The sequence below is a fragment of the Lentzea miocenica genome (genome assembly GCF_033949945.1).
Classification (GTDB): domain Bacteria; phylum Actinomycetota; class Actinomycetes; order Mycobacteriales; family Pseudonocardiaceae; genus Lentzea; species Lentzea miocenica.
Genome location: NZ_JAXAVW010000039.1, coordinates 104007 through 117569, shown reverse-complemented (window position 1 = coordinate 117569; position 13563 = coordinate 104007). Strand labels below are relative to the sequence as shown.

Here is a 13563-nt window from a genome sequence, read left to right as displayed (position 1 = left end):
CACTACTAGGGCTGAGCGCCACTCACCGGCGCTCAGCCCTTCCAGCTCGCCGGCCTCACGCGCGCCGAGCTGGGCGAACAACTGCTTCGCCCGCAACCACATCTCGTCGTCGTTCATCGCCGCGGCCAGGTCACGCATCGTGCGTGCGCGCCAGATCGGCAACCCCAGCGTCGTCCACTGGCTCAGCGCGTCCTCCAGAAGTGCCGTGGCCTCCTCGTCCCGGCCCTGCGCCAGCGCGACCTCGCCCAGCGTCCTGGTCATCAACGCGACACCGAACCTGTCGCGCTGCCGGGTGCAGACTTCCACGCACTCAGCCAAAAGATCGTCGACGTCGTCGAGCTCACCCGCCCGCATCGAGGCCTTCGCCAGTGACTGAGCCGCGTACGTGGCACCGAGTTCGTCCCCGACGTCGCGCAGGATCTGCTCGGCCTCCCGGCTGAACTCGACCGCCACCGCGAACGTCCCCGCCGCTCGGTGGCACAGGCTCAAACCACGTAACGCCAAGGCTTCCCCGCGTTTGTCCGCCTCTGCCCGATAGAGCGCCACACACCGTTCGAACGCTCGGGTGGCCTCGGCCAGATCACCGTGATCGCAGTGGATCGCGCCGACACCGTAGCTCGCCGCCGCAACGACCTCGTTGTCCCCCAACGCGATCGCCTGGTCGAGCAGCTCGCGGGCAGCGGCGAACTCCGCCAGGTCGCGCCGGACGGTGCCCATGCCGACGTACGCGACCGCGAGCGTCGCCCGTTCGTCGATGGCGGCCGCGATGTCCGCCGCCTGCTGGAAGCTCGCCAGCGCCGCGGCGAAGTCGTCCTGCTCGTACCGCAACTGCCCGAGCCCGGCGAGCAACACCGCCTCGGCCCGCCGGTTGCCGCGTTCGCGGGCCGACCGCAGCGCCACCTCGTGCGTGCGCTGCCAGTTGCCGAACTCGTTGCGTGCCGCGAAAGGCGACGACAGCAGCGACGTGATCACCGTCGTGGTGAGCTCGTCGACGCCGAGGTCGTGCGCGCGTTCGACGGCCCGCACCACCGCGTCCGTCTCGGAGTGCAGCCAGCCGGTCGGGTCCTCCTCGACGTCCTCCTCGAGCCGCGGATCCGGCTCCACCTCGGTGAGCAGCCGCGGCCGCAACCCCAGCGTCACCCGCGGCAGTTTCCGCACACCGGTCTCGACGAGCGCGAGCCACGTCTCCAGCAGGCGCGTCACGGCCTCCGTCGCGGGTTCCTCCGCGGCCTGCTCGGCACCGAAGAGCTGCACGAGGTCGTGAAACCGGTAACGCACCCGTCCGATCTGGTCGACCCCCGCGACGTCCACCAGCCGCAGATCGACCAGGTGCTCCACGACGTCTTCCGCGTCGTACGGCGAGATGTCGAGCAACGGCGCCGCGACCCACGCGCCGAAGTCCGGCAGGTCGAGCAACGACAGCAGGTGGAAGGCCTTGCGGTGGTTCGCATCCAGCTCGGCGTAGTTGAGCTTCAGCGACGACCGGATCGCGAGGTCGCCCATTTCCAGCTCGTCGAGCCTTCGCCGTTCGTCGGACAACCTCTTCGCGAGCGTCTTCAACGGCCAGTGCGGCCGCGCCAGCAACTTCGCGCCCGCCGCCCGCAACGCCAGCGGCACCCCACCGCACAACCGCGCGATCCGTTGCGCCGCTTCGGGTTCCGCACCGACACGGTCGGCGCCGACGATCCGGCCGAGCATCTCCTCGCTGATCTCGTCGCTGAGGAACCCCAGCTCGATCGGCTCTGCGCCCTCCAGACCGGTGAGCCTGCTGCGGCTCGTGATGATCACGAAGCAGTTCGCGTTGCCCGGTAACAACGGCCGGACCTGCGCCTCGCTGCGGGCGTTGTCGAGCACGATCACCAGCCGCCGCTCGGCCACCGTGCGCCGGTAGAGCTCGACGCGCTCGTCCGGTGCGGCAGGCTGGTCCTGGCCGGGAACGCCGAGCAGCCCGAGGAACCGCCCGAGCACCTCCTGCGGTTCCAGATCCCGGCCCGCACCGCGCAGATCCGCGAACAGCTGCCCGTCGGGATACACCTTCCGCAACAGGTGCGCGGCGTGCACGGCCAACGCGGACTTGCCGGCCCCACCGAACCCGGACACCACCACGGTCGGCGTCGCCGTGCTCTCCCCGCGCGTCTCGGTGAGGGCGAGGACCTGCTTCAACGCCTCCTGACGCCCGGTGAAGTCGCTGATGTCGGGCGGCAGGTGGTGCGGGACCACCGGCTGCGTGATGACCATCGGTTGCGCGGCCACCATCACGGTCCTCGGCGCGGACTCGAGCGTGCCGTTGAGGATCGCCGTCTGCAGGTCCCGCAGCTTCTCCCCCGGCTCGATGCCGAGTTCGTCCAGCAGGTACTCGCGGGCGTCGCGGTACACGGTGAGTGCGTCCGCCTGCCGTCCAGCGCGATGAAACGCCCTCATCAACAGCTCACGCGTGTCCTCACGCGCCGGGTGCGCGTTCGCCAGCGCGGACAACCGCGCGATGGCGTCCTCGACCCGGTTCTGCGCGATCTCGCACCGGCTGAGCCCTTCCTCGGCGCTCAGCCTGGACTCGTCCAGCGCCATCGCGTGCCCACGGGCGAACTGCGCCTCCACACCGTGCAACGCGGGTCCACGCCACAACGCGAGCCCGTGCTGGTAGTGCGTGATCGCCGTGGCGGGATCGTCCGCCCGTTCCGCCTGCCGTGCCGTGGTCAGGTGTTCGGTGAACTGCTCCACGTCGCTGTCCAGGTCCAGCAGATATCCCCGTGCCCTGGTGACCAGCGACTGGCCGACCGCACGCCGCAACGACGACACGTAGGTGTGCACCAACGCGCCCGCCGTCTGCGGCGGTGACTCATCCCAGATCAGGTCGATCAGCCGTTCCACCGGCACGACCTGACGTGGCTGCAACAACAACGCGGCCAGCAACGTTCTCGGCTTCGGTCCGCCGAGATTGACCTGTCTCTCCCCGATCCACACCTCGATCGGCCCCAGTACGAGCGCGCTCACGCTCACACCCCCATCCCCCAGTGAATTTCGGTGCGGCTACGAGAATGCCTCATTCCCCGATGTTTTCGACACGTTTCAGCGTGCGAAGTACCGGAGCGGTCTCCAGCTCCCGCACGCCGGCGAGGCCACCGACACGTTCGGTCAGGTATCGGTAGAGGTCACCGCCGCTGCGACAGGTGACGCTGGCGACCAGGTTCGCCGGGCCCGTGGTGGCGGCCGCGAAGTACACCTCGGGATGGGTGGCCAGGGCCGCTCCCGCTGCTTCGAGGTGCTGGGGTTGCACGCGCATCCACAACCTGGCCTGGGTGGGGAAGCCCAGCTGGGCGGGGTCGGCGTCCAGTTGCAGCTCCAGGACTCCGGTTCGCCTGAGGTGCTCGACCCGTCTGCGGGCGGTCGACTCGGACGTGCCGGCTCGTGTCGCGAGCTCGGCGTACCCGGCGCGACCGTCGAGGGCCAGGGTGACGAGCAGCGCCTCGTCCAGGTCCGTGAGCCCGGTCGGCGGTTCTGGTGCGACCTCCGGTTTGAGGGCGGTCGCTTCGTCGTCGGTGAGGCACGCGATGCCGCGCCAGGTGCCCGGCGACGCGAAGCCTTGAAGGATGTTGTGGGCGCTCACGTCCACCAAGCGCCTGGGGAGGCGGTCCAGCAGCAGTTCGTCCGGACTCTCCACCTGCTGGAGGCAGGAGATCTCGGTGCCGCCGGACATCAGGTGCACCCAGAAGGTGTCCGGGCGCCTCGCGAGCGCTTGCGCCAGCGTCGGTCCGGCGTCCGGGGTGCAGCGCAGCCGCAGCGTCCACGCGTGGTGGCCGAGCCGGAACCGGTTGAGCGCGCCCCGCACCCTGATGCCGCGTTCCCTGAGCCGGTGGTAGCGGCGAGCGGCTGTGTGTTCGGAGATCCGGAGGGCTCCGGCGATCTTCGCGAACGGGGCGCGGCCGTCGATCTGCAGCGCGTGGATCAGCCTCTGATCGATGGATTCCACCTACCGGACGCTAGTTGGTGGCGGATTCCGCCGCATTTGCGTTCATGGCCGATGGATCAGCTCCGGTTCCGCCAACCTTGATCACATGGTTGATTTCGAGGAGTTCTACCGGGGCGGCGAACTGGTCGAGGGGATGCCGCACGCGGGCGTGCCGTGGGACATCGGTGCGCCGCAACCGGTCGTCGTGGACTGGGAGCGTGCCGGACGGTTCCGCGGGCACGTGCTGGACGCGGGGTGCGGCACGGGCGACAACGCGATCTTCCTGGCGTCGCGCGGGCTGCGGGTGACGGCGGTGGACATCGCGCCGACCGCGATCGAGACGGCTCGGGCCCGCGGAATCGATTCCGTCTCGCCCCCTTCGGGGGAGATCGAAGGCCCCACTCCCATCTTCTCAGGCAGGTCTGACAATTCCGGGAGCGTCGAGTGGGTGGTGGGCGACTCGGCGGCGTTCGCCGGGCGGTTCGACACCGTGCTGGCGAGCGCGTTGATCCACTGCGTGCCGGCAGAACAGCGCCCCGGCCTGGCAGCGGCCCTGCGGAACGCGGCTGTCGACGGTGCGTTGCTGAACCTGACCTCGCTCGCGGTCGAGGGAAGCCCGTTCGACGTGACCGAGCCCGAACTGCGGTCCGCGCTGGAAGGCGCAGGGTGGGAGATCACCAGGTTCGAGCGGGATGTCATCGTCCTGACCGGCGTCAACGACCTGCCCGAACTGCCGGTCTGGGTCGTGGAAGCTACCGCAACGAGTCGAGGTGCCGACGCAGCAACAACACCGTGAGATCCGGCGTCATCCGGTCCGGGTGCAGCACGCCGTCGACGGTGAGGCCGTTCAGCAGTGACGCCAGCCGATCGGTCTCCAGCGCGATGTCGAGGCCGGCGGCCGCGGTGCCGGCCTCGGACATCACGGTCAGCGCCCGACGGCACAACGCGCGCAGCCCGTCGTAGAGCCGTTCGGCGTGCGGCAGCAGTGACGGCCGGGTGCGGGCGGCGGTCGCGAAGGCCAGCCACAGCACGGCCTCGTCGCGCCGGCGGTCGTCGAGCGGGAGGACCTCGGACAGCACGCGTTCGGCCGGGCGGCGGAGGTCCGTGCGGCCCGCGAGCGACCGCACGTGGTCCATCACGCGCTGGTCTGTCGACTGGATCAGGGCTTCGACCGCGAAGATGATCATGTCGTCGTGGCTGTCGAAGTAGTGCCGGATCGAGCCGATGGCCAGGCCCGCCTCCACGGCCACGTTGCGCAGCGAGGCCTGCTCGACGCCGTCCCGCACGACCACGCGGAACACCGCCTCGGCGACGGCCTGGCGGCGGGCGACGGGATCGACGACTCGAGGTGACACCTCCCTTTTGTAGCATGACCCTGCTAGTTTAAGTAGCAGGGTCATGCTACTAAGGGGGATGCAATGACGTATGCGCTGATCGCGGCGGGTGTGCTGTACGTGCTGGTGCGCAGGTTCAGGGGAGAACCGCTCAACGCCAGGGACCTGCTCGCGCCGCCCGCGTTCCTGTTGTTCTTCGGCATCCGGGCCGTGGAGGAGTTCCAGCTGATCTACCTGCTGCCGTTCTTCGCCGGGTTCGCGTTCGGCGCGTTCCGGGGGATGACGATCAGGCTGTTCGAACGCGACGGGCACCTGTGGCAGCGCTACACGCCGTGGACGTTGCTCGTGTGGGTGACGTCGTTGGGCGTGAGTTTGGGACTGGGGCTGCTCATCGGCGGGCACGCGCCGACGCAGTTGTCCATCGGGGTGGGCATGCTCGGCGAGTTGTGCACGATCGGGGCCAAGGCGTTGAACACCGGGATTCCGTTCGCCCCGGAGAAGAAACAGCTGTCCAACGACGTCCGCGAGCGGTTCTATGGAAGGCATGGATCGTCGTGACTTCCTCGTGGGGACCGGGCTTCTCGCCGTCACGCCGACCGCGGCGTCGGCCGCGCAGGGAGTGGACTGGGGTGCCGTGCGCCGCGAGTTCCGGCTGGACCCGACGCTGATCAACCTGGGGTTGTTCTACCTGGCGTCGAACCCGCGGGAGGTGCGGAACGCGGTCGACAGCTTCAAGCGCAAGCTCGACGCCAACTCGCACGACCTGATGACCGGCCAGGCGCAGGAGGTCGCCGTCGCGCTCGGGCAGTACGTCGGCGGCGATCCCGGAGACATCGCGTTCGTGCCCAACACGACCATCGGGCTCTCGATCGTCTACGGCGGCCTGAAACTGCGCCCGGACCAGGAGTTGCTGCTCAGCGACCAGGACCACTCGTGGCACCAGCAGGCCGCCCAGCTCGCGGCGGGCCGGGTCGGCGCGAAGGTCAGGATCGGCACGCTCTACGAGAGTTCGGCGAAGGTCACCGAGGACGAGGTCGCGTCGAGGCTGCGAAACTCGATCACACCGCAGACACGGGCCGTGGGCGTCACGTGGGTGCAGTCGAGCACTGGCGTGAAGATGCCGGTACGGGCGTGCGCGCAGGTCGTCGCCGAGGCCAACAACGGCCGCAAACCGGAAGACCGCTGTCTTCTCGTCGTCGACGGCGTGCACGGACTGGCGGCGGTCGACGACGACGCCGCGCGCATGGGTGCGGACGTGTTCGTCGCGGGCACGCACAAGTGGCTGTTCGGGCCGCGCGGCACCGGCATGGTCTGGGTGAACCCCCAGGTGAGCAACGAGATCGTGCCGTTGCTGCCGAGCCTGAGCAACCGCAGCGAAACAGCGTCGCTCGGGCCGGGCGGTTTCCACGCGTTCGAGCACTACTACGCGGTGAAGGCGGCCGTGGAGTTCCACCAACGCCTCGGCCGCAACCGCGTGGCGGCCCGGATCACCGAGCTGGCCACGCGGTTCGAGGACGGGCTCGCCGAGATCCCCGGCGTCGTCATCCACACGCCGCGCGACCCGCGGATGTCCGCGGGCCTGGTGTGCTTCGACGTCGCCGGGCAGACCGGCAACGAGGTCGTGGCGCGGCTGGAGCAGAAGCGCGTCCAGATCACCACGGCGGCCTACCGGATCCCGTACGCGCGGATCGGCACCGCGATCCTCAACACGCCGGAGGAGATCGACCGGACGTTGAAGGAGATCCGCGCGCTCAGCCGGTGATCCGGGGCAGTTCCGCGGTTCCTGGCGGCTTGAGCACGACGCTGGTGGTCTCCACCTGCACCTTCGGCCGGTCCATGGCCTCGTGCGCGGCCCATCCTCCTCCGAGGACGACCACGAGCAGTCCCATGGCGATGAACGGCGTCGTCGGAATCCGCCGCTTCGGCTTCTCTTCTTCGCGCGGCACCGGCACGTAGACGGTCGTCTCGTCGGACGGTTCAGGCTCCAGCTGCTTGGCTTCGAGCAACGCGCCCATCGCGGCCGCGCCGTCCGGTGCCCGCATCACCGGGATGTGCAGCCGTTCCACGATCTCCTTGACCACCAACGGAATCCGCGCCGACCCGCCGACGAGCAGGATCACGTCCGGCTCACACAGACCCGCGGTCCGGACGACGCGTTCGAGCGCGTCGACGACGAGTTCGACGGACGGCCGGATGATCGACTCGAACTCCAGCCTGCTGAGCCTGATCTCGCGAACCTCGGCGTCGACCACGACCGGAATCCGCACCTCGGGATAGCTGCCGAGCAGTTCCTTCGCCTCCACGCAGCTCCGCACGAGCTCAGGGCTGTGCGCCCGGATCTTCGCGATCACGTGCTCCGCGACCAGGTCGTCGAGGTCGAATCCGCCGATCTCGACCCGCTCCGGCCGCCCGGTCAGCAGGAACACGCTTTGCTTGCGCAGCAACGTGATGTCGCACCCGGTGGCGCCGAAGTCGAACACCGCGACCGTGCTGTGCTCCGGCATCTGCGCACTGTCGTCGAACGCGATCGCGGCGGCGTGCGGTGCCGGCACGAACAACACGTCCGCGCGCCCCTCGTCGATCAGGTCGCTGCGGAACTGTTCGAGGTACTCGTGCGGCCAGGTCAGCGGATGCGTCAGGGCGACCCGGCTCGGCGGCTCCCCGTGCCGTTCCGCGAGGTCGTCGAGGACCTTCGTGACTTCCCTGGCCGCGGCCTGCCGGCGCCGGACGCTGCTGGTGGTGACACCGCGGTCGGTGGCGACCGTGGTGCCTGCGGATCCGAGATCGAGCCCAACCTGGTACGACATCGCGGGTCTCCCTCATGCGCGGACACCCACAACACGTACGTCTCAGTTGGTCCGGTTCACCTTCCGCTCAACTGTGCGGCGAGCTGCGCGGCTTCCTTCGCGGTGAACCTGCCGGAGATCTGCGCGGCGCCACCGGTGATCGGCGACTGGATCGTCGGCGCGCTGAGCACCCGTCCGTTGATCAGGATCGCCACCTGCTTCCCCACGTGACCGGTGGTGAAGTCGCCCCACACCTTCGCACCCTGTGAGTCGAACTCGACCGACACGACGTGCCCGCCGTCCGGGCTCGGCACGGGCTCCGCCTCGGTGATCCGGTCGCCGTCCAGGAACACCGGGCCCAGGTCGTACTTGACGTCACCGGCGTTGCAGGTGACCAGCGGGGCAACCGCGTCGTCGTTGCCCACCAACGGGTCCGGCGCACTGCAGTCGAACGCGCCGAGCGCTTGCTCGCGGACCTGGTCGTCCGCGCTCTGCCTGGTCGCCTTCGCCGACCGGACCGCGGGGTCGTCCGCCTTCTGCTGTGGCGCCGGGTAACCGGACGACGGCTTCGCGGTCGGGGCCTCGGTCTTCACCTCGCGGAACGTCAGCTTGCCCGTCAGCCAGGCCTCCCTGGTCGGCGCGCCTTCCTTGGTGGTCGTGCAGGCGGCGACAACGAGGAGCAACGCGACGGCAAGGATCTTCATACCGCTGGATTACCACGCTGCCGCCGTCCACATCAGGCGATCAGAGCCCCATCAGCCGTTTCGCCGCGACCCGCGCACCGTCCATGCGCACCAGGGTGGCCACCTTGGCGACCTGTTCGACGAGCCTGCCCAGGTCCTCGGGCTTCATCCTGACCGCGGTCGCGGTGCCCCGCCGCGGCCACGACCTCTGACTCCGAGGACCGAGAGTGGGCGCTGGCCAGCAACGGCGAGCAGGACTACGGGTACGGCTACGGCCCGGACCGCACGAGCTTCCGCGCCCGTGATGCACAAGTTCGGTCTGCCGCACCCCGAGCTGCTGAGCGAGATTTCCTGAGACGAACACGGCAACGCCGTCCAGGCCACGGGCTTGGACGGCGTTGCCGGTCCTGCGTCTAGTGAGCGGCGTCGTCCCAGGAACGACCCACGCCGACCGAGACCTCCAGCGGGACCTGGAGCGGGTAGGCGTTGCCCATCTGGTCGCGCACCAGGGCCTCCACGGCCTCGCGCTCGCCGTCCGCGACCTCCAGGACCAGTTCGTCGTGGACCTGCAGGAGCATCCGCGAGCGCAGGCCGGACTCCTCCAGCGCGCGGAAGACGCCCAGCATGGCCACCTTGATGATGTCCGCGGCGCTGCCCTGGATGGGGGCGTTGAGGGCCATGCGCTCGGCCATCTCGCGACGCTGCCGGTTGTCGGACGTGAGGTCCGGCAGGTAGCGGCGGCGGCCGAGGACGGTCTCGGTGTAGCCGTCCTTGCGGGCCTTCTCGACGATCTCGTTGAGGTAGTCGCGCACGCCGCCGAAGCGGGAGAAGTAGGCCTCCATCTGCTCGCGCGCCTCTTCGGTCGGGATGCGCAGCTGCTGTGAGAGACCGAACACCGACAGGCCGTACGCGAGGCCGTAGGACATGGCCTTGATGCGGCGGCGCATCTCGCCCGTCACCTCGGCGGTGGGGATCGAGAACGCCTGCGAGGCCACGTAGGTGTGCAGGTCCTCGCCGCTGTTGAAGGCCGCGATCAGACCTTCGTCACCCGACAGCGTGGCCATGATCCGCATCTCGATCTGGCTGTAGTCCGCGGTCATCAGCTCCGCGAAGCCGTCGCCGACGACGAAGGCCTGGCGGATGCGGCGGCCCTCGTCCGTGCGGATCGGGATGTTCTGCAGGTTCGGGTCCGTCGAGGACAGCCGGCCGGTGGCGGCGATGGTCTGGTGGAACGTCGTGTGGATGCGGCCGTCGTCGGCCACCGACTTCAGCAGGCCGTCCACAGTGGACTTCAGGCGGGTGACGTCGCGGTGCGAGAGCAGGTGCTGCAGGAACGGGTGCTCGGTCTGCTCGAAGAGGTTCTGCAGCGCGTCCGCGTCCGTGGTGTAGCCGGTCTTGGTCTTCTTCGTCTTCGGCATGTTCAGCTCTTCGAAGAGCACCGTCTGCAGCTGCTTCGGGCTGCCGAGGTTGATCTCCTTGCCGATGACCGAGTACGCGTCCTGCGCCGCCTGCTTCACGCCCGCCGCGAAGTGCGCCTCCAGCTCCGACAGGTGCTCGACGTCGATCGCGATGCCGACGGCCTCCACCTCGTCGAGCACGTTCATCAGCGGCAGTTCGAGGTTCGCCAGCAGCTCGGCGCCGCCGATGGTGACGAGTTCGGTGTCCAGGCGGTCGGCGAGCTCGGCGACGGCCCGCGCGCGCAGGATCGTGCTGGTCGCGACCTTCTGCGCTTCCTCGGACTCGTCGGTGAGCAGCGACAGCTGGCCGTCGCCGGACTCCTCGGCGCGCAGCTCGCGCTTGAGGTAGCGCAACGCCAGGTCGTCGAGGGCGAACGAACGCTGGCCGGGACGCACCAGGTAGGCGGCCAGTGCCGTGTCCGAGCTCAGGCCGCGCAGCTTCCACCCGCGAGCGCGCACGCGACGCAACGGCAGCTTCAGGTCGTGGCCCGCCTTGGCCACGCTCTCGTCGGCCAGCCAGGCCGCCAGCGCCTGCTCGTCGGCCTCGTTCAGCTCGGTGACGTCGACGTATCCGCCCTCACCGGTGGCCGTGCACAGCGCGACGCCCTCCAGGTCGGTCGTGATGCGCAGCGCGACACCGACCCGCGTCTGGCGCGCGTTCTCGTCCAGCCACTTCTTGAGCGTGCCCGCGGGAATCGCGCCGCCGGAGACCTCGAAGCCCTCCTCGGCCTCGGGCTCCGCGGTGGTCAGGGTCTGGAAGAGACGGTCGCGCAGGACGCGGAACTCCAGCTCGTCGAACAGCTGGTGCACGGCGTCGCGATCCCACTGCCGGGCCTCGAGGCCGTCGATCGTGTACGGCAGCTCCACGTCCTTGATCAGCTCGGTGAGCTGGCGGTTCATGATGATGTTCGCCAGGTTGCCGCGCAGGGCCTCACCGACCTTGCCCGGCACCTCGTCGATGTGGTCGACCAGCTCGTTGAGCCCGCCGAACTGGTTGAGCAGCTTGATGATCGTCTTCGGGCCGACACCGGGGGTGTTCGGCAGGTTGTCCGACGAGTCGCCGCGCACCGCCGCGTAGTCCGCGTACTGGTCGGGCCGCACGCCGTGCTTCTCCTCGACGTACGCGGGCGTGAACCGGCCCATCTCCGAGACGCCCTTGACCGGGTACAACACCGTCACCTGGTCGTTGACCAGCTGGAACGCGTCGCGGTCGCCGGTGACGATCTCCACCTCGACGCCCTGCGCCACGGCCTGCGTGGTGAGCGTCGCGATGATGTCGTCCGCCTCGTAGTTCTCCTTCTCCATCGTGGGGATCTGGAGGGTGGCGAGCACGTCCTTGATCAGGGACACCTGGCTGCGGAACTCGTCCGGCGTCTTGGTGCGACCGGCCTTGTACTCGGGGTACTGCTCGGAGCGGAACGTCTTGCGCGACACGTCGAACGCCACCGCGACGTGCGTGGGCTTCTCGTCGCGCAGGATGTTGATCAACATGGACGTGAACCCGTACACGGCGTTCGTGACCTGGCCCGTCTTCGTCACGAAGTTCTCGGCGGGCAGGGCGTAGAACGCTCGGTAGGCCATCGAGTGACCATCGATGAGCAGGAGTCGTTTCACGTCTGAGGAAGTCACAGCCCCGAGTCTAGGGTGGGGGTCTGACAGTTTTGCTTGAGCCCTTGGAGCCCGCGTGACCCCCGACCTGCCCGCCGAGTTCGCCGACGAGCAACTGCACGTCCGCATGGGTATCGAAATCACCCAATGGGATGTCCAGGAAATGATCGGCACGATGCCGGTCAAGGGCAACCGCCAGCCGTTCGGCCTGCTGCACGGCGGCGCGAACGCGGTCCTCGCCGAGCAGCTCGGCTCCCTCGGCTCCGCGATGCACGCCCACCAGTTCGGTTCCATCGCCGTGGGCCTCGAGCTGTCCTGCACCCATCATCGAGCGGCACGCGAGGGCCTCGTCACCGGTGTGGCCCGCCCCATCCACCTCGGCCGCAGCACCACGACCTACGAGATCGTCGTGACGGACGAGGAGGGCAAGCGCACCTGCACCGCCCGCCTCACGTGCATCCTCCGCCCGAAGCCGCCGGGAGCCTGAGCACTGGGGTCAGCCCCACCCCGACTCTGCGGTCAGCCCCAGTGTCCAACCAAGATCACCTCGACATCGTTGGGGCATGACCTTCACGACTCGACTGACAGCAGCAGTCCTGTGCGGCGTCGTGGCCACCTCTTTGGTTCCGGCCACGGCTTCTGCCCACTCGACGCGCGGCGAACTCCTCGACGTCGTCCCGGTGTCCACGATGGACACCACCCAGTTGGTCACGTATCTGGGGGACTACGACCTGGACGCCTCACGCGTCCGATTCGACGTGGACGCGAAGCGGATCACGTACCGCACCATCGACACCAAGGGAAAACCGACAACGGCCAGTGCCCTGGTGGCGGTGCCGCGCAACAACGACAGGTCACCGCGCCAGGTGACCTGGTTGCACGGCACCACCGGCTACCGCGGCTCGGTCGCCTCGATGACCGACGGCAACGACCGCGCGGCGGCTCTGCTGTTCGCGTCCGCCGGCTACCTCACCACGGCGCCCGACTACCTCGGCCTGGGCACTGGCCCTGGCCACCACCCGTACGTCGACGGCCCGTCGACCGTCACGGCCTCGATCGACGCGTTGCGCGCCACCAGGCAGCTCGCCGCGCAACGGGGCCGCAAACCCGACCCGCGCGTCATGCTCACCGGCCATTCGCAGGGCGGCCACGCCGCCATGGCGATCGGACAGGCACTGCGGGGCAGCCGCGAGTTCGAGGTCGGCGGCCTGGCCCCGATCGGCGGCCCCATGAAGCCGACCCTGATCCTCTCCAAGGCCCTGAACGGCGAGATCGCCAACGGTGTCGCGTACCTGGCGTACTGGACGGTGGCCTGGAACCGGATCCACCACCTGTACTCCGACCCGGCCGAGGCGTTCAGGGACCCGTCGATCGAGGCCCTGTTCGACGGCGACCACCGCAACGAGGAGATCTTCGCGCACCTGCCGGGCACGGTCTCCGAGCTGTTCACGGAGTCCTACCTCGAGCGTCTCCGGCACCTGACCGGAGTGCTGCGCGCGAAGATGCGCGAAGCCGACAGCTACTGCGACTGGCGCCCGGCGGTTCCGGTGTCGATCTACTCGTCGAGCGGTGACCGCGACACGTTGATCGAGACTTCTGCCTACTGCGACCGGCAACTGGCCAAGCACGGCGCCAGGAGCACGTTGATCGACCTGGGCCCGGACGTGAACCACGGCCGAGCCGCCAAGCTGGCGCTGCCCCGCATCCTGGCCGACTTCGACCGCGGATGAACGAAAGCGGGGCGGAGGA

At 69.0% G+C, this 13563-nt stretch carries 11 protein-coding genes; 5 read left to right on the top strand and 6 right to left on the bottom strand.

The genetic code is table 11. The annotated features are described in order from the left end of the window. Together SK803_RS37575 and SK803_RS37570 are read right to left on the bottom strand one after the other, a co-directional pair. Window positions 1–2991: AfsR/SARP family transcriptional regulator (locus SK803_RS37575; RefSeq protein ID WP_319970960.1), on the bottom strand; the 2991-nt coding region annotated here is incomplete at its 3' end. Window positions 2992–3040: 49 nt separating this feature from the next. After that, window positions 3041–3967 (bottom strand): Lrp/AsnC family transcriptional regulator, encoded by a 927-nt coding sequence (locus tag SK803_RS37570; protein ID WP_319970959.1) that lies wholly within the window; start codon window positions 3965–3967, stop codon window positions 3041–3043. Between the two features lie 85 nt (window positions 3968–4052). Between SK803_RS37570 and SK803_RS37565 the strand changes: the two genes are divergently transcribed. Further along, window positions 4053–4742 (top strand): class I SAM-dependent methyltransferase, encoded by a 690-nt coding sequence (locus SK803_RS37565; protein ID WP_319970958.1) that lies wholly within the window; start codon window positions 4053–4055, stop codon window positions 4740–4742. On the opposite strand, the gene SK803_RS37560 is transcribed toward SK803_RS37565, so the two are convergent. Beyond that, window positions 4699–5301, bottom strand: a complete 603-nt coding sequence (locus SK803_RS37560; protein ID WP_319970957.1) for a TetR/AcrR family transcriptional regulator — start codon at window positions 5299–5301, stop codon at window positions 4699–4701. The two genes, SK803_RS37565 and SK803_RS37560, sit on opposite strands and share 44 nt — an antisense overlap. 63 nt (window positions 5302–5364) lie before the next feature. On the opposite strand from SK803_RS37560, the gene SK803_RS37555 reads away from it, so the two are divergent. Together SK803_RS37555 and SK803_RS37550 are read left to right on the top strand one after the other, a co-directional pair. Continuing rightward, window positions 5365–5838 carry a DUF1453 domain-containing protein gene (locus SK803_RS37555; RefSeq protein ID WP_319970956.1) on the top strand — a complete coding sequence of 158 codons (474 nt, stop codon included), beginning with the start codon at window positions 5365–5367 and terminating at the stop codon, window positions 5836–5838. Continuing rightward, window positions 5825–7042, top strand: coding sequence for an aminotransferase class V-fold PLP-dependent enzyme (locus tag SK803_RS37550; protein ID WP_319970955.1), 1218 nt, complete (start codon window positions 5825–5827; stop codon window positions 7040–7042). Before SK803_RS37555 ends, SK803_RS37550 begins: the two co-directional genes overlap by 14 nt. On the opposite strand, the gene SK803_RS37545 is transcribed toward SK803_RS37550, so the two are convergent. The 3 genes from SK803_RS37545 to polA form a co-directional block, all read right to left on the bottom strand. Next, a complete protein-coding gene (locus tag SK803_RS37545; protein ID WP_319970954.1) occupies window positions 7032–8087 on the bottom strand; it encodes an Hsp70 family protein in 1056 nt (351 codons plus the stop codon). The two genes, SK803_RS37550 and SK803_RS37545, sit on opposite strands and share 11 nt — an antisense overlap. A gap of 56 nt (window positions 8088–8143) precedes the next feature. Next, complete coding sequence (locus SK803_RS37540) at window positions 8144–8770, bottom strand: SecDF P1 head subdomain-containing protein (RefSeq protein ID WP_319970953.1); 627 nt, start codon at window positions 8768–8770, stop codon at window positions 8144–8146. A gap of 392 nt (window positions 8771–9162) precedes the next feature. Next, window positions 9163–11943 carry a DNA polymerase I gene (gene polA, locus SK803_RS37535; RefSeq protein ID WP_406601641.1) on the bottom strand — a complete coding sequence of 927 codons (2781 nt, stop codon included), beginning with the start codon at window positions 11941–11943 and terminating at the stop codon, window positions 9163–9165. Here polA and SK803_RS37530 point away from each other — a divergent pair. Continuing rightward, window positions 11942–12301, top strand: a complete 360-nt coding sequence (locus tag SK803_RS37530; RefSeq protein WP_319970961.1) for a hotdog fold thioesterase — start codon at window positions 11942–11944, stop codon at window positions 12299–12301. The two genes, polA and SK803_RS37530, sit on opposite strands and share 2 nt — an antisense overlap. A 76-nt stretch (window positions 12302–12377) precedes the next feature. Next, entirely contained in the window at window positions 12378–13544 is a 1167-nt protein-coding gene (locus SK803_RS37525; protein WP_319970951.1) for an alpha/beta hydrolase family protein, read from the top strand. The last annotated feature ends 19 nt before the right edge of the window (window positions 13545–13563 follow it).